Source organism: Alkanindiges illinoisensis DSM 15370, assembly GCF_000619845.1.
In the GTDB taxonomy this organism is placed as follows: Bacteria; Pseudomonadota; Gammaproteobacteria; order Pseudomonadales; family Moraxellaceae; genus Alkanindiges; species Alkanindiges illinoisensis.
Map to the genome: position 1 here is coordinate 503363 of NZ_JHUX01000003.1, position 15001 is coordinate 518363.

At 45.4% G+C, this 15001-nt stretch carries 16 protein-coding genes, 1 other RNA gene and 1 pseudogene; 8 read left to right on the plus strand and 10 right to left on the minus strand.

Annotation, left to right across the window (positions count from 1 at the left end):
- Positions 1-17: 17 nt before the first annotated feature.
- Genes lpxD through lpxA form a run of 3 tightly spaced genes read left to right on the plus strand, consistent with a single transcriptional unit; the run spans position 18 to position 2408 of the window.
- Positions 18-1109, plus strand: coding sequence for a UDP-3-O-(3-hydroxymyristoyl)glucosamine N-acyltransferase (lpxD, locus tag Q337_RS0102605; protein ID WP_026470259.1), 1092 nt, complete (start codon positions 18-20; stop codon positions 1107-1109).
- Positions 1102-1593, plus strand: coding sequence for a 3-hydroxyacyl-ACP dehydratase FabZ (gene fabZ, locus Q337_RS0102610; RefSeq protein WP_026470260.1), 492 nt, complete (start codon positions 1102-1104; stop codon positions 1591-1593). The genes lpxD and fabZ overlap by 8 nt, the downstream gene beginning before the upstream one ends.
- Positions 1590-2408, plus strand: coding sequence for an acyl-ACP--UDP-N-acetylglucosamine O-acyltransferase (gene lpxA, locus Q337_RS0102615; RefSeq protein WP_407636742.1), 819 nt, complete (start codon positions 1590-1592; stop codon positions 2406-2408). The genes fabZ and lpxA overlap by 4 nt, the downstream gene beginning before the upstream one ends.
- Before the next feature lie 95 nt (positions 2409-2503).
- Here the strand turns inward: lpxA and Q337_RS0102620 are convergent, their stop codons facing one another.
- The 3 genes from Q337_RS0102620 to Q337_RS0102630 form a co-directional block, all read right to left on the minus strand.
- Positions 2504-3205, minus strand: a complete 702-nt coding sequence (locus tag Q337_RS0102620; protein WP_026470262.1) for an SIMPL domain-containing protein — start codon at positions 3203-3205, stop codon at positions 2504-2506.
- A gap of 216 nt (positions 3206-3421) precedes the next feature.
- Positions 3422-4411 (minus strand): YbgF trimerization domain-containing protein, encoded by a 990-nt coding sequence (locus Q337_RS0102625; protein ID WP_169733733.1) that lies wholly within the window; start codon positions 4409-4411, stop codon positions 3422-3424.
- Between the two features lie 128 nt (positions 4412-4539).
- Positions 4540-5583 carry an MBL fold metallo-hydrolase gene (locus tag Q337_RS0102630; protein ID WP_026470264.1) on the minus strand — a complete coding sequence of 348 codons (1044 nt, stop codon included), beginning with the start codon at positions 5581-5583 and terminating at the stop codon, positions 4540-4542.
- A gap of 491 nt (positions 5584-6074) precedes the next feature.
- On the opposite strand from Q337_RS0102630, the gene Q337_RS19150 reads away from it, so the two are divergent.
- Positions 6075-6587, plus strand: coding sequence for a hypothetical protein (locus Q337_RS19150; RefSeq protein WP_156935681.1), 513 nt, complete (start codon positions 6075-6077; stop codon positions 6585-6587).
- A gap of 325 nt (positions 6588-6912) precedes the next feature.
- An RNA gene (gene ffs / locus Q337_RS18550) (signal recognition particle sRNA small type) lies at positions 6913-7009 on the plus strand.
- An 82-nt stretch (positions 7010-7091) separates the two neighbouring features.
- Here ffs and Q337_RS0102640 read toward each other — a convergent pair.
- The 4 genes from Q337_RS0102640 to yrfG all read right to left on the minus strand — a co-directional run bounded on the left by Q337_RS0102640 (position 7092) and on the right by yrfG (position 10133).
- Positions 7092-7589 carry a regulatory protein RecX gene (locus tag Q337_RS0102640; RefSeq protein WP_034279162.1) on the minus strand — a complete coding sequence of 166 codons (498 nt, stop codon included), beginning with the start codon at positions 7587-7589 and terminating at the stop codon, positions 7092-7094.
- A gap of 129 nt (positions 7590-7718) precedes the next feature.
- On the minus strand, positions 7719-8774 hold the full coding sequence (gene recA, locus Q337_RS0102645; protein ID WP_026470267.1) for a recombinase RecA: 1056 nt from the start codon (positions 8772-8774) through the stop codon (positions 7719-7721).
- A gap of 180 nt (positions 8775-8954) precedes the next feature.
- Entirely contained in the window at positions 8955-9422 is a 468-nt protein-coding gene (locus Q337_RS0102650) for an RNA-binding S4 domain-containing protein (RefSeq protein WP_051526503.1), read from the minus strand.
- A gap of 30 nt (positions 9423-9452) precedes the next feature.
- The gene (gene yrfG, locus Q337_RS0102655; protein ID WP_169733734.1) at positions 9453-10133 is read right to left on the minus strand and encodes a GMP/IMP nucleotidase; all 681 of its coding nucleotides are present in this window, start codon (positions 10131-10133) and stop codon (positions 9453-9455) included.
- 30 nt (positions 10134-10163) lie between these two features.
- Between yrfG and Q337_RS0102660 the strand changes: the two genes are divergently transcribed.
- The 3 genes from Q337_RS0102660 (at position 10164) to Q337_RS19155 (ending at position 12354) form a co-directional block, all read left to right on the plus strand.
- Positions 10164-11114 carry a 3'(2'),5'-bisphosphate nucleotidase CysQ family protein gene (locus tag Q337_RS0102660; protein ID WP_051526504.1) on the plus strand — a complete coding sequence of 317 codons (951 nt, stop codon included), beginning with the start codon at positions 10164-10166 and terminating at the stop codon, positions 11112-11114.
- Positions 11115-11212: 98 nt separating this feature from the next.
- A complete protein-coding gene (locus tag Q337_RS0102665) occupies positions 11213-11926 on the plus strand; it encodes a histidine phosphatase family protein (protein WP_026470271.1) in 714 nt (237 codons plus the stop codon).
- 212 nt (positions 11927-12138) lie between these two features.
- Positions 12139-12354, plus strand: coding sequence for a hypothetical protein (locus Q337_RS19155; RefSeq protein ID WP_228133066.1), 216 nt, complete (start codon positions 12139-12141; stop codon positions 12352-12354).
- A gap of 163 nt (positions 12355-12517) precedes the next feature.
- Here the strand turns inward: Q337_RS19155 and Q337_RS16515 are convergent.
- From Q337_RS16515 to rpsT, 3 genes and pseudogenes are all read right to left on the minus strand, one after another.
- Positions 12518-12982, minus strand: a pseudogene (locus tag Q337_RS16515) (Holliday junction resolvase-like protein); the annotation flags it as partial.
- 103 nt (positions 12983-13085) lie between these two features.
- Positions 13086-14249 carry an acyl-CoA dehydrogenase family protein gene (locus Q337_RS0102680; protein WP_026470272.1) on the minus strand — a complete coding sequence of 388 codons (1164 nt, stop codon included), beginning with the start codon at positions 14247-14249 and terminating at the stop codon, positions 13086-13088.
- 245 nt (positions 14250-14494) lie between these two features.
- Positions 14495-14764, minus strand: a complete 270-nt coding sequence (gene rpsT / locus Q337_RS0102690; RefSeq protein ID WP_026470274.1) for a 30S ribosomal protein S20 — start codon at positions 14762-14764, stop codon at positions 14495-14497.
- Positions 14765-15001 lie beyond the last annotated feature (237 nt).

Consider the following 15001-nt stretch of genomic DNA (forward strand, 5'->3'; position numbering starts at 1 on the left):
CTGCCAGATTATTTGGTATGGTTCCTTCCGCATTGACACTGGGTCAACTGGCCGCGCGGCTTAATGCTGAGCTGATCGGTAACCCGGATACTGCCATTCAGGGCCTGGCTTCATTACAGCATGCCAAGCCCTGGCATCTGGCTTTTTTATCCAACAGTCGCTATAAGTCCCAGCTCACTGAAACACAGGCTGGTGCTGTCCTTATTCGTAAGGAAGATATGGGAGAGTACAGGGGCAATGCCCTGATTGTACCCAATCCCTATGCTGCCTTTGCAGGCCTGAGCCATTTATTTGACCAAACCCCCAAGCCTGCTGTCTTTATTCATCCAACCGCAGTAATTGCTCCTTCAGCCACTATTGACCCATCGGCATCGATTGGCCCTTATGTGGTCATTGAAGATGAGGCCAATATTGCTGCTAATGTCATTCTAGAAAGCCATGTTTGTATTGCCAAAGGAAGCTCTATTGGCAAGGGGTCATGGCTGGATAAGCATGTCACGGTTCAGCATCATTGCCAGCTTGGCGAACGAGTCCGGGTGCATGCAGGCACAGTAATTGGTGCCGATGGCTTTGGCTTTGCCCCGCATGAAGGGCAATGGTACCGGATTGCCCAGCTGGGACGTGTCGTTATTGGCAATGATGTAAGGATTGGCGCTAACTGTACCATTGATCGTGGCGCGCTGGATGATACAACCATTGGTCAAGGTGTCATTATCGACAATTTGGTGCAGATTGCCCACAATGTACAGATTGGTGATTACACTGCCATCGCAGCGAATGTCGGAATTGCAGGTAGTGCCAGCATTGGCAAGCATTGTATTATTGGTGGTGCGTCCGGTATTGCCGGGCATTTGTCCATCTGTGATCATGTTAACCTGACAGGCATGGCCATGATCACCAAATCTATCAATCAGCCAGGTACTTATTCGTCTGGTACGTCATTTGCTGAAAATTCACAATGGAAGAAAATGGTGGTGCGTTTGCGGCAGCTTGCTGATGTACCACTAACCCAGCTAATTAAACAAATTGAGCATTTGCAAGCGCGGGTTGAACAGGTAGAATCGCGGGCAACTTCTTACCCGCCATCATCACTACCTCAAGATGACTAAAGATATTTCCTCTGCTGTATCCCTTGATTACCAGTTGCCCATGCAGGCTGACGCCATTCGCAGTTATCTGCCGCAGCGTTATCCCTTCCTGCTGGTTGACCGGGTGACTGACGTTGTACCCAATCAGTCTATCAAGGGCTTAAAAAATGTTTCTATTAATGAAGAATTCTTTCAGGGACATTTTCCAGGCTTGCCAATTATGCCTGGTGTGCTAATTGTTGAGTCAATGGCACAAATTGCTGGTATTCTAGGCTTTATGAGTGCAGGCAAGCGCCCGCGTGATGGCTATATGTTTTTGTTTGCAGGTGCAGACAAGGTACGGTTTAAGCGTCAGGTGATTCCTGGGGATACACTCATATTAAGTGCTGAGCTGTTAATGCAGCGAAGAGGGATTTTCAAGTTCAGTTGCCAGGCCCATGTAGAAGGAAAACTTGTGGCCAGTGCTGAAATTCTGGTTTCGGAACAACAGATTACATTAATATGAAAAATAATAGTGCACAAAACAGTAGTGTGACTTCCAACCCAAATATTCATCCTACTGCAATTATTCATCCAACCGCACAGATTGCAGCCAGTGTCACGATTGGTGCTTATAGTATTGTTGGTCCGCAGGTAAGCATTGATGAAGATTGTGACATTGGCCCGCATGTGGTAATTGCGGGTTTGACCCGTATTGGCAAACGTAACCGGATTTTTCAGTTTGCCAGCATTGGTGAAATTTGTCAGGATCTGAAATTCAAGGGTGAGGAAACCTGGCTCGAAATTGGGGATGATAATATTATCCGTGAAGCCTGTACCCTGCATCGTGGTACTGTGCAGGATCAAAGCCTGACCCGGCTTGGCCATCGTAACCTGCTGATGGTAAATACCCATATCGCGCATGATTGCATGATTGGTAATGATAATATTTTTGCCAATAATGTTGGGATTGCGGGGCATGTGAGCATAGGTGATCATACTATTATTGGCGGGAATTCAGGTGTTCACCAGTTTTGCAGGATTGATTCCTATAGCATGATTGGTGGCGGTAGTACGATTTTAAAAGATGTGCCGGCTTATACCATGGTGTCTGGTAATCCAGCGCATGCTTATGGCATGAATTATGAAGGCATGCGTCGCAAAGGCTGGGATGCTGATAAAATCAATAATCTGCGTAAAGCCTTTAAAATGGTTTATCGTGAAAACCTAACGACTGTTCAGGCCGTTGATAAACTTACCAATGAGCTGTTACCGCAAACGCCAGAAGTACAATTGCTGATTGATTCACTAACATCATCCAAGCGCGGTATCGTGCGTTAAGTTTTAGCATTAACTAAAAACCGCCCAGATTGATTAAGCAACTGGGCGGTTTTTTATGTTTAACGCTTGCAGCCTTAAGTTAGGCTCAGAAATAATTAGCGCAATTGAACGCTACCTGAAGCATTAACCCGAAGCTGACTATTACCACCTTGCACATTCTGGCTTTCCATGGGCGCTGCGGCATCTCTGGCTTTCATGGCATACATGATAGGCGGACGTTCATTATTCATGGCATTTAAATCAAGGCTCACCAGTTCATAACCGCTGGCTTGCCAGGACTGCTGCAACAGGCGAGCACGTTGCTGGAATGCCTGAGAAGCTTCCACCATCAATTCATTTTCAACCCGCTTGCGTTCATCATCAGACACACTAAAGTTAATGGACTGAATCTGCATCTTGTCCTGCAAGGCTGCAATCAAATCACTGGTGGCTTTAAAGTCAGTGCTTTTAAGCTCAATTTGCGCCCGGGCGCGCCAGCCTTTTAGCTTGTTCTTGTCATCATAAATGGGATAGGTGCTTTGTGCCCCGGTACTCACTTTAACCTGTGGATATTTGGCAGCCTGACGTATGGCTTCATTCAGGGTGCTGGTAATATCCTGCGACAGGCTGGTGGGGCTATTGCTGTTGAGTTCAGTAAACAACACGGCTTCCATCTGGTTATTGGTGACTTCACGCGTCGCATCGGCCTGAAGCTGAATCAGACGGTACTGCGGTTTGTCAGTATCCGCGAATGCTGCTGGCGCGCTTAAACCCAGTAATGAACCCGCAAGAACCGTACTATAAATTGCACGTTGAATGAGCGTATGTGATTTGATGTTTTTCATCATTTATGAATCCTTATGATCCAATTTAAAGTTAATTGTTGCACAGAAAATTAACCAGAAAGTTGATTGTGAAAAATCACTACTTTAAGGTTTATGGGAAGCATCATGGCTGGACTGTTTATTAAACTCAGTTCATTTAATGTGAATACTTCATTGTTTTAAGTAGAAAATTAGCTAAAAAACAAAAAATTATGGATGCGCAGTAATGAAGCTGCGGGCATATTGGGCTTCCGGTGAACCTGAATAATCACGCACCAGCTTTTTCATTAAAGCGGTAGCTTCACTGGTGCGTTTGTCAATTTCTTGTGTGATGGTAGCAACCCGGTACAAGGCGGTAGAAGCCTTGGCACTTTTTGGATATTTGTTGATGACTTCATTAAAGCTTTTTTTAGCTTTAACAAAATCAGCCGGATTGCTGGCTAGATAAAACTCCCCAAGCCAGTAATAGGCATTGGGGACATAAACACTATTGGGAAAACTGGCAATAAATTGCTGCATCGGTTTAATGGCTTTGGACGCGCCACCTGCCTTATACGCATCATAGGCGCTAATGTAGGCCTGTTTGTCAGGTTGTTTGTCGTTTGAAGCATCCTGCTGTACATACAGTGTATTGCCAGAAGACGGTTTGCTATTTGCAGGGGCTGATGGTGTGCCGGAAACAGGTGGAGTGGCATCCGGTGCTGGAGACGTAGTTTTTGCCGCAGGCTTAGGTATATCAGCCGGCGTATTGCTGACGGGTGCATTGCTTATAGGCGAATTGGTATCTGGGGCAGCTGAGTTGGTATCCCCATTTCCTGTAACATCATCCGGATTGTCGCTGTTTTCATCAGCAGGCTGGGTTTGCTCTTTTAATAGCTCAAGTCGCTGATCCAGATCGGTATAACGGTTTTTCACCTCTTTTTGGGTGCGATCCAGCGTGTCCTGTTGTGATTCCAGTTGGCCACGCAATTCACGGACTTCCTGCTGAAGCTGCTGAACCTGCTGATAAAGCTGCCACAGGGTAGAGCCTTGGTCATCTGTTGCTACAGTGCCAGCTGTTGCCACTGAGCTGTTATTGGCTTGGGTCAGGCTGCCTTGTTCAATAGGAACTGCCTGTGCCTGCGGAAGCGCAGTAATGCCCAGCGTTCCTGCCAACAGCATGCCCTGCATAAATTTTTTTGAAATTGAAAAACTGGCCATAAAAAGCAACATCTCATCATTAAAAGCAGTTATTACAAAAATACACCAAGACAATCATGGAATTGAAGCCAATCCAGCTTTAAATCACAGTTTTTTTGTTGGTTCAGGTGACACAACCCTTGTACAACTTATACCTTGCGTCCATAACCTTCCAGCAAATTGAAAAAAGAACCATCAGTAACTTGTGCTTCAGTCATTGCCGAGGCTAGCTCTAATAAAGGCTGGTTAATGGCTTCATCCGTGAGCTGAAAGGTGCGGTAATGAATGGAGAGTGACTGCTTGCTGTGCAGGTCAAGATGTGCCCGAATTGCATCGGCTGGATTCATATGCATGGTTCGCATGATCTTACGAGGCTCATACGCGCCAATTGGCAGCAGGCTTAAACGTGGTGCTCCCAGATTTTCCCGTATCTGCTGAAAATGTGGCGAGTAACCAGTATCGCCTGCAAAGAAACAGTGATCATCCGGCGTTAAAATGGATAAGCCGCCCCATAATGCCTTGTTACGATCCTTTAGGCCGCGGCCAGAAAAGTGTTGGGCTGGGGTATAAACGATTTTAATGCGGTTATCAGGCTTAAAGTCAGCCTGTTGCCACCAGTCCAGCTCAATGACCTGCATCTCTTCTGGTAAATAACAGCGATTGGCCAGGCCGGTATAAATGGGCATACGATCACGCTGATGCAGCCATTTTAAGCTGGCCAGATCCAGATGATCATAATGATTGTGGCTTAGCAGCACCGCATCAATTGGTGGTAGCTCATCTAGTGCAATGCCAGCAGGGCGTACCCGTTTTGGCCCCAGATGCGGAAGTGGGCTAACATGTTGTGCCCATACGGGGTCAGTTAAAAAGTTGTAGGGTCCAATCTGGATCAATACAGTTGCATGACCAACAAACCACACCTGCCAATCGTTAAGAGTTGCATCAGGGCGTGCTTGGGGCTTGTCCAGACAGGAAGGTATAGTTTCCTGGGCTGGCCACTGGGCAGGCTTGCGAAACAGCAGCCATTCATATAGCGCTACACTGCGCGTACTCTCTGACGCAGGATTAAAAAAGCCATGCTTGCTGCTGTGATCACTAGGCAAATACTGAAAATCTGGCCTTAATAAAGCATGTTGTCCACTAAACTGGGTGGTAAGTTGTTGAACCGGATGGGAGCGACGCAAGCGCGACATAAAATTCTCCAGTATGGCTAACTCAATCAGCATTGATGAAATAGTTGTTAGGTAATTATGAACTCTAATGGAATGTTAGCTTAGAAAAACCGTCATAAGTAGCGAAATAAGTTTAAATTATTCAGTAAGCATAAATTTTATTAAAATATATTTATTCGTGCGGTTTAGTTTTTTTAAAAGTGCTCTGAATAATATGGATTAAACCATATTAGAATAAAAGAAATTAAATCTTGAATTAATTATAAAGACCACTTTCTGTCATAAAAATGGAAAATTTAAATAAGTTCATGTTTTTACTTAATTTAAAAAGAAGATGTTAATAAATATAAAGTTACTTTTTCTATAAAAAATTACTTGGCTTACTTATAGTCACCTAAAGCAGCATTAATGCTATTAAAACTGATGGTTTTAAAACATCGTAACTTGTTTATTACGGCTATGTTGGATGTACCGAATTTCCGGTAGTCATTAATCGTCAAGGTAGGTGCACTATGAGTAATCAGTCTAATAATAGTATGGGTAACAATATAGGCAACAACGCGCAAGGATATGGCGAACGTCAGGGAACCCAGCAGAATCAGCAAAACCAGAATGACCAGATGAACCAGCAAAACCAAGCCGGTATGAATAATCAGTCTGGCATGAACAACCAGACCGGCATGAATAATCAGAACCAGCAAAACCAGTCTGATATGAACAACCAAAGTCAGTACAATCAGCAAACACCCGGCAATGACCAAAGCCAGAATCAACACAATCAGCAGAAGCAAAATCAGAACAACCAGATGAATCAGGCTGGTCAGAATAACCAGATGAATCAACAAAACCAGAAAGACCAGAACAATCAGATGAACCAGCAAGGTGGGCAGAGTGGCCAGATGAACTGGCAAGATCAAAACAGTCAGCACAAACCACTTAATCAAACTCACCAGTCCAATCAAACTCAGCCAAACCAGCCTCAAAGTACGATTCAGGAAGACCCTAGCAGACAGTCTGATGGCTAAGTATTGATTATTTTTAAGTATTAATTCATGATAATTTTTAACCATAAAGCCACCTTTGTTTAAGGGTGGCTTTATACATAATTAAAGCACAGGTTTTATTATTTTAATGATAAGAAAGTTAATAATAAACTATTCTAACTCACTATAAATAGCTGGCTTTAAAGTTATTATTTTACTGATTGATTTAATCATATATAAAGCATTTGAATTATTAATTGTATTTCTGGGGAAACAAAGCAAACTTAACCAGATGCACAAGTTTTGAACGGCTTTGGTCTTGCATTAGCCCGAATAATCACTATACTTGCCCTTGCAATGGTGACCCCATTGGTGTCTTCGCAATGACTGCTTGTGAACCCCGCCAGGACCGGAAGGTAGCAACGGTAGCAGGTTAGTGATGTGCCGAAGGTAAGCTGATGGGGTTGCCACCATACTGATAAAAATTAATAAACCATAAAAGCCAAAAACCAGACTTTTTTCCTTGTTTGAAATTACCTCAGTCCTTTACTCATCGTCCATACTATTTCTGGTAATGGCCTTAAAACAGATATCCAGATTAAAACCACGGTACTGCAAAAAACGCACCTGACGCGCTTTTTCCTTTTGCTCGATAGGCAGTTCTTCACCAAATTTACGCATGCGCAGTTCCATAGCCTGTTGCAGCCAGTTGACCTGCTCAATATCTTCCTCAGCCAGCTCGGCCTCAATATGATGCTTTTTTAATTCCTGCTGGATACGGGCCGGGCCGCGGCCTTTACGCATATTGGCGCGCACCAGCATGCCAGCCATGCGTTCATCACTTTGATAATCGTTGCCTGTCAGTTCTGCCAGCAATGGCTCAAGCTCTTCAGGGCTGGCACCGTACAGCAGCAATTTGCTTTTGAGTTCCTGCTTGGAGTGCTCACGTTTGGCCAGCAAGGCAAAGGCAGTACTGCGCAAGCGCTGGCCTTTTAAGCTGCCTGCAGGTTTGGGCAGATCACTATTTTTTTGAAAATTTTTCATGCTCGTACCAGTAAGAGAAAGAATTTATCTGATTCACCTATAGCCTAAAAACAAAACGCCTTTACAGGATTAACTATAAAGGCGTTTGTCTAAACAGTCAGAAAACCATACCTTTTAAGGCAGGGCGTTTTACAAGTCCAGTTCAGCCAGACTTGGTTCACGCTCATCATCGTCTTCCTGTAGCTTGGCCGGATCAACTTTAACCAGCAATTGATCACGAACCTGTGCATCAATTTCGGCAGCAATGGCCGGGTTTTCTTCAAAATAACGAATCACGTTATTTTTACCCTGACCAATCTTGGCACCCTTATAGGCATACCAGGCACCGGATTTCTGCACGATTTCCTGATTGGCCGCAAGGTCGACCAGTTCACCCAGACGGTTGGTGCCTTTGCCGTACATGATCTGGAACAGCGCTTCACGGAACGGCGGAGCCATTTTGTTTTTCACTACTTTAACGCGAGTTTCAGAACCAGTGATTTCATCACCTTCCTTCACGGCGCCAATGCGGCGAATATCCAGACGCACAGACGCATAGAATTTCAGGGCATTACCACCAGTGGTGGTTTCCGGGCTACCGAACATTACGCCAATCTTCATACGGATCTGGTTAATGAAGATCACCATGCAGTTGGAGCGCTTGGCATTACCGGTAATTTTACGCAGTGCCTGACTCATCAGACGGGCTTGCAGACCCATGTGTGAATCACCCATTTCGCCTTCAATTTCAGCTTTAGGGGTAAGGGCAGCAACAGAATCCACAACAATCAGGTCAACTGCACCAGAGCGCACCAACATGTCGGCAATTTCCAGTGCCTGTTCACCATGGTCTGGCTGTGATACCAGCAGGTTATCAATATCAACACCCAGCTTGCGTGCATATTGCGGATCAAGCGCATGCTCGGCATCGATAAAGGCTGCTGTACCACCGGCTTTTTGACACTCGGCAATCACTTGCAGGGTCATGGTGGTTTTACCGGAAGATTCCGGGCCATAGATTTCGATAATACGGCCTTTTGGCAGACCGCCAATACCGAGCGCAATATCCAGACTCAAAGAACCAGTCGATACGGCCTCAATGGCTTGTACGGTGTTGTCGCCCAAGCGCATAACGGTATTCTTACCGAATTGTTTTTCAATTTGACTTAAAGCTGCACTTAATGCCTTGCTTTTATTCTCATCCATCTCATAAACCTCATTAACTGTATCGCGTTTATACGCTGATTGCTTTCAAAACTAAAGTGGATGCCTTGGGTCGACTACATCTGATTTGCAACTTGGGCAAGCACATCATGCCAAAAAACAGGGTAGGTGAACAGGGGGAAAACAAGTAAAACGACATAGCTTGTCGTGGACTAAAGGCTATTAATAGCCTTCATCATCAGTACTGTAAGTAATTGAATTTTCATGCTTAAATTGATTGATATGACGACGGTCACGCTTGCTTGGACGATGGTCTGGACGTGCCAGATTGGCCAGTTTGCGCTGGCTGCTATAAAACTCGCGCTTGGCAATACTGTGTGGCGTTTCTTCGTATAAAAGCTGTGCCTGAGGCGCACCGCCACGCACTTCCGACAAGGCCTTGATCACCACAGTTTTCTCATCAAATCCCTGCCGGATGGTCAGCTCCATGCCAATGCGGACTTCTTTACTGACCTTGACGCGGTCACCGTCATAATGCACTTTGCCGCCTTCAATGGCTTCCTTGGCAATGCTACGGGTTTTAAAAAAACGGGCGGCCCACAGCCATTTGTCAATGCGCATGCTTTGCAGTGCGTTCGGGGATAATTGAGCATCTGAGCGCTGAGTGTCCAGCGTTTGGTTTTTTTTCATTAACATTCCATTAGACCTGTTAGGGGTCAATCATTCCTCAACCTGAATGGATAATAAGCTGCTGCTTAGTTCATTTAATTGGTCTATTGCCGGAAATTTCAACTGCTGACGTGCCGGTAATTTACTATCTGGTTGCACAATGCCATAAACATGTTGAATGCCATAATGTTGCGCAGCCTGTAATACTGGTTCACTATCATCCACGAAAATTGTTCTTTTTTTATCAAAAGGATACTGGGCTGCCAGCTTATGCCAGAATAATTCCTGTTCCTTGGCAAAACCTAGGTCATGGCTTGAGATCAGATGATCAAACCAGTGGGCAATTCCGGTTTTTTGCATTTTGACATTGAGCACAATCGGATGTGCATTGGTCACCAGCCACAGTTTTTTATTGGCCATTTTAAGGTCATGCAGCAACTGTAAGGCATGCGGGCGCAGACAAATATGATCTTGATATTGAATTTTCAGCGTGGTTAGATCAAGGTTAAGCGCATTGCTCCAGTAAGGCAGGGAATACCAGTTTAGCGTGCCTTCCTGTGCCTTGAATTGCGGCTTAAGCAATTCCAGCGCATGATCAAAAGGATGCCGATGCAAGGCTGCCCATGCCTGTGGCACCGCCTGCTGCCAGAACAGATTATCAAACGCCAGATCAAGTAGGGTTCCGTCCATGTCAAACATGACGAGATCAATTGCTTGCCAGTTAATGTTCAAAACCATTTCCTGTAAATAATGAAGTGAAAAATGATAGAAGATAAACCCATGCCGGATGAGATGCCGATTAATGATGCAGTGGTTGAAAGCGCAACAGTTGCAGAATCAACAGTTGAAAGTCCAGCGATTTTAAAGGCGGATCAGTCTATTCAGTTGCTGGTAGAACTGGTAAAGAGCGTCAATCATCTGTTGTGTGAATTTTATCAGGATTACCAGCAAAACCAAGTATTGCAGATTTCCAGTAAAGCCGATAAGTCACCAGTCACGGAAGCGGATATGGCCGCGCATCACCTGATTGAGCAGGGCCTAAAAAAGATTAATCCACTAATTCCGGTACTATCTGAAGAATCCTCAGACTATAAGCTGCGCTTTGACTGGCATGAATTCTGGTTGGTTGATCCATTGGACGGCACGCGTGAGTTTATTAATAAAACCGGTGAATTTACCGTAAATATTGCGCTGATCCATCACGGCGTAGTGCAGTTAGCCATTATTGGTATTCCAACTTTAAAGCGCATATATTTAACCCGCAAAAACCAGCCGCTATATCGGATTGATGAAGCTGGGGACAGTTTGCTGTGGCAGGAGATTCGACCAAAACCTGTCAATTTAAGCAGTTGGCAGATTGCGATTAGTCGTCGTAGTGAATGGAAAGTGTATCAGCAGTTTAAGCAAGTGTTGCATGAACGCCAGCAAACCTTTGACTGCAAAAATGCCGGAAGTGCTTACAAGTTTTGCCTGATGCTTGAGGGGGAAATTGATGTGTATCCGCGTTTTCACCCCACCAGCGAGTGGGATACTGCGGCAGGGCAAGGCTTGCTGGAAGCCATAGGTGGCGGCGTGTATGACTTGCAGGGACGCCCATTTGCCTATAACCAGCGCCATGATTTGCTCAATGGGCATTTTATGGCAGTGCGGCAAAATGATTTCCTATCCTCTGCTTTACAGGCCGCTCAGGAAACCCTAAAAGCGCTGACATAGGCCCAATTTTGTGCCTGACTCGTGATATAGTCAGTGACCAGTTTGCCTGATTTAAAAATGACGTGACCAGTGCTTTAACCCAACATTTGCCTGCTTCCATGTTTAAGGCCATTGAGCTGCTGCCCAAAGGCAATCAGCCCTTGGTGTTGCTTACACGTCATTCCATTCGCGAGCCTGCTGACAGCAATGGCTTTGCCAGCTATCAACTGCCATTAACGCCGGTTGGCCGTAATCTGGCCTTTGAGTGGGGCAGATGGCTGTCAGCAAATACCGATTTGCAAATTGCAGCCTGTCTGAGCAGTCCCATTCCGCGCTGTGTTGATACCGCAAGCGAAATGCTAAAAGGGGCACAAGCCACTATCGAAACCCCGCTTGATCCACAGCAGGCAGAAACTTCCCTATTAACGATTAACCAGCATAACCTGTTGGTGGAACCGGGTAGTTTTGTGCTAGATATTGCGCAGGCCGGGCCGCGTTTCAAGCAGTATGGGGCATTAAAATTTATTAACTGTTTTTTAAGCAACCAGTTGCCCGGGATGAAAATTCCGGTGCAGGGCGCGCAGGATATTTTGCGCCTACTATTTGATCATTTGCCTAGGCAGGATAATCATTTATTGCTGGCGGTAAGCCATGACACTATTCTGGCAGCCCTGTTTGCGGTGATGGCAGGGCAAACCACAATTGAGCGCAAGGACTGGCCTGACATGATGGAAGGCGCGTTTTTATGGTTTGACGGGGATAGTTTTGAAAGCAGTCGTGTGAACTGGATCTGGCGCGGTCAGCATTATCAGTTTAAAGTTCAAAATGTTTAAGGTAGGCCATAAAAATGTACTTATACAGACCAGTTGGATTATTTGAATATCAAATAATTAAAGAAAGCGGCTTTAAAAAATTTCCACCCAGATTATATTGGCAACCTATTTTTTATCCGGTATTAACACAGCAATATGCTGAAAAAATTGCCAAAGAGTGGAACACGTAGGATCAAGGTGGTGGTTATGTAGGCTATGTAACTCGCTTTAAAATGCCGGATGCCTATTTAAGCCAATTTGAAGTCAAAGTGGTTGGCGATTCTTTTTGTCAAGAGTTATGGATACCTGCTGCTGAGCTGGAAAACTTTAACTCACAGATTCAGGATAATATAGAAATCATTAATGTATTTAAAGGCGAGAAATTTCGGGAAGACGCGCAAATACCGGATTATATGCATAAAAATGACAGTGGTGTTTCGGAGTGGTAGCGATGGTGATTTGTAGCGTTTAAAGATTTGCGTTAACCCAACTGCCATCCGCTTACTTCAGCATGGTTTTGTCAAAATCGTAATCAAAATAGTTGTTAGAATGGTCATCAGATTGCTGAATGGACAAATCCGGCCTCCGGTCATCGTTAGCCATATCAGTGTCATCCTCTACATTAATTCTTAAGGTCTCAAAACGAACGCGACCATGCTTGATAGCCTCAGCAATGGCAAGCTGGCCTTGACTTAAGCGTGCCTGCCCACTTTTAATATCCATTAAAATGACTTCAATGGCGTCGCTGGGCAAGTTACCGTCACGCCAGTCGGTATAGCCATCAAAAATTACGTAATCGACTGGATCACCCAGAAACTTGGCATCAGAAGGCAGGTATTCAAATTCGGGTAACAATGGAGCAAATTGTTCGGCGACGCGGCCTTTGATCGTTGCGCGGCTGGTGTTCAGGCTTTTTTTAACTGCCCGCTGGATTTCCTCCTGATGGGCTAACTGAAGCTGCTGGATTTTCTGCTCATATTCGGCTACTACACTGCTATTACGACTATTGGACAGCATAAAGTAGGTGAGCAGGCCACCAATCACAATACCCATGAAAATCGCTACTGCAATCGCCATAAATACCTAAATGAAATAAAAAGGGCATTATAGCAAACCATAATACCCTGATAGATACAAACACCTTGAATAACAGTCAGACCAAATGGCTGTGCGCTTAAAATCAGTAGCCCAATTGACGGCTGGCCAGGTCTTTCATGATTTCCTCTGCACCGCCACCAATCATGTTGACCTTAACCTCACGGTAAATGCGTTCAACCCGTGTACCGCGCATATAGCCCATGCCGCCTAGCGTTTGCACTGCTGCATCTGCACAAAACTGCATGGCACGTGTTGCCACATTTTTTAAAATACAGATTTGTGCCACCAGATCGGAACCTTGTTGGTCAGGCTGGCCCAGTTTCCAGGCTGTATCTTCCAGCAGTGCGCGTGTGGTTTGCAACTGGGTGGCCATATCCACCAGCTTATGCCGCATCACCTGATGATCCACCAGCCGCTTGCCAAAGGTTTTGCGATCCTTTGCCCAAGCCAGCGCATCTTCATAGCAGACCTTGGCAAACCCGTAGGACGAGGCAGCCAGCCAGAAGCGCTCCATATTGAAGTTTTGCATGATGACTAGAAAGCCCATGTTTTCCGGGCCAAGCAGATTGCTCACCGGAATACGACATTCATCAAAGTGCAGATGGGCTGTATCTGAAGCCCACCAGCCCATTTTATCCAGTGGGGATTTGGAAAGGCCCGGTGTGTTGCCTTCAACCAGCAGCATGGAAATTCCATTTGCGCCTTTAGCATCAGGGTCAGTGCGCACGGCAACCGAGTAGTAATCGGCACGAATACCGGAGGTAATAAAGGTTTTTTCACCGCTCACAATGTAGTGGTCGCCATCACGGACAGCACGGGTTTTAAGCGCAGCAACATCTGAGCCACCGCCGGGTTCGGTAATGGCCAGTGCCGAGATTTTCTCACCGGATAAAATCTGTGGAAGTACCCTGGCTTTTAATTCATCACTGCCGAAATTTTTAATAGGTGGCGCGCCAATGCTGTGTGACAGTAGGGACGCCAATAGACCACCTGAACTACACTGCGCCAGCTCAATTGAGGCCAGCATGGTATAAAATGCATCGACATCAGGTGTGCCGCCGTAGGCTTCTGGATAACCCAGCCCTAACAGTCCAATATCAGCAGCTTTCTTATACAACTCGCGTGGAAAGGTGCCAGCCTCGTCCCATTCGTTGACAAAGGGAGTAATTTCCTGCGCGGTAAACTTGCGGATGGTGTCGGCAAATGCGAGGTGGTCAGGCGTGTAGTACAGCGGGTTAGGATTCATCAGGCAGTTTCCATTGCAAATTGCTTTCGATTCTGCCACGCCTGTTTTACGAATGATTTGATCAAAATGCTCAAAAAAATCAGGCAAAATAGTGAATAGCTCTTTTTGAGCAAGTAGTCCATGCCGCTTTCTTGGGTATATTTTTGTTCAGTAAATGCAAAAAGCTCACCGAAGTGAGCCTTTTGAAAAATCATTTTTAGTGACGACTAGCATCACCAATAATGACTTTTTAGTGACTATGCAAATTATTTGCTAGCCAATGCCTTAATATGGGCATTCAGACGGCTCTTATGACGAGCAGCCTTGTTTTTGTGAATAATGCCTTTGTCAGCCATGCGGTCGATAACCGGAACAGCTTTCTTGTAGGCTTCGCTTGCTACAGCGTGTTCGCCAGCAGCAATTGCGTTCACTACTTTTTTGATGTAGGTACGAACCATGGAACGCAAGCTTGCGTTGTGTTGACGCGCTTTCACGTTTTGACGGGCGCGTTTTTTAGCCTGAGCAGAGTTTGCCACTCGTGCACTCCTTGAAAAATAGATTAGTTATGGGCGGGCCTTGTTGCGTTGCTCATGTGTCCATCCACCATTAACACTGGATAATATGGCTACATGCGCATTTAGGTTGCTAACAACCCAGCCCGTAAACAAGTGGCGAATTCTGCCCAAAATGATGCCTAAAGTCAAGCCTGAATGCTATATAAGCGTGCAGTCTCAGCACTTTGCCACCAGATTTGAACATTATTTTAATCAATA

Coding starts and splice junctions, on each gene's coding strand:
- lpxD (WP_026470259.1), top strand. CDS start 18: ATGGTTCCTTCCGCATTGACACTGGGTCAACTGGCCGCGCGGCTTAAT.
- fabZ (WP_026470260.1), top strand. CDS start 1,102: ATGACTAAAGATATTTCCTCTGCTGTATCCCTTGATTACCAGTTGCCC.
- lpxA (WP_407636742.1), top strand. CDS start 1,590: ATGAAAAATAATAGTGCACAAAACAGTAGTGTGACTTCCAACCCAAAT.
- Q337_RS0102625 (WP_169733733.1), bottom strand. CDS start 4,411: ATGGCCAGTTTTTCAATTTCAAAAAAATTTATGCAGGGCATGCTGTTG.
- Q337_RS0102630 (WP_026470264.1), bottom strand. CDS start 5,583: ATGTCGCGCTTGCGTCGCTCCCATCCGGTTCAACAACTTACCACCCAG.
- Q337_RS19150 (WP_156935681.1), top strand. CDS start 6,075: ATGAGTAATCAGTCTAATAATAGTATGGGTAACAATATAGGCAACAAC.
- Q337_RS0102640 (WP_034279162.1), bottom strand. CDS start 7,589: ATGAAAAATTTTCAAAAAAATAGTGATCTGCCCAAACCTGCAGGCAGC.
- recA (WP_026470267.1), bottom strand. CDS start 8,774: ATGGATGAGAATAAAAGCAAGGCATTAAGTGCAGCTTTAAGTCAAATT.
- Q337_RS0102650 (WP_051526503.1), bottom strand. CDS start 9,422: ATGAAAAAAAACCAAACGCTGGACACTCAGCGCTCAGATGCTCAATTA.
- Q337_RS0102660 (WP_051526504.1), top strand. CDS start 10,164: ATGATAGAAGATAAACCCATGCCGGATGAGATGCCGATTAATGATGCA.
- Q337_RS0102665 (WP_026470271.1), top strand. CDS start 11,213: ATGTTTAAGGCCATTGAGCTGCTGCCCAAAGGCAATCAGCCCTTGGTG.
- Q337_RS19155 (WP_228133066.1), top strand. CDS start 12,139: ATGCCGGATGCCTATTTAAGCCAATTTGAAGTCAAAGTGGTTGGCGAT.
- Q337_RS0102680 (WP_026470272.1), bottom strand. CDS start 14,249: ATGAATCCTAACCCGCTGTACTACACGCCTGACCACCTCGCATTTGCC.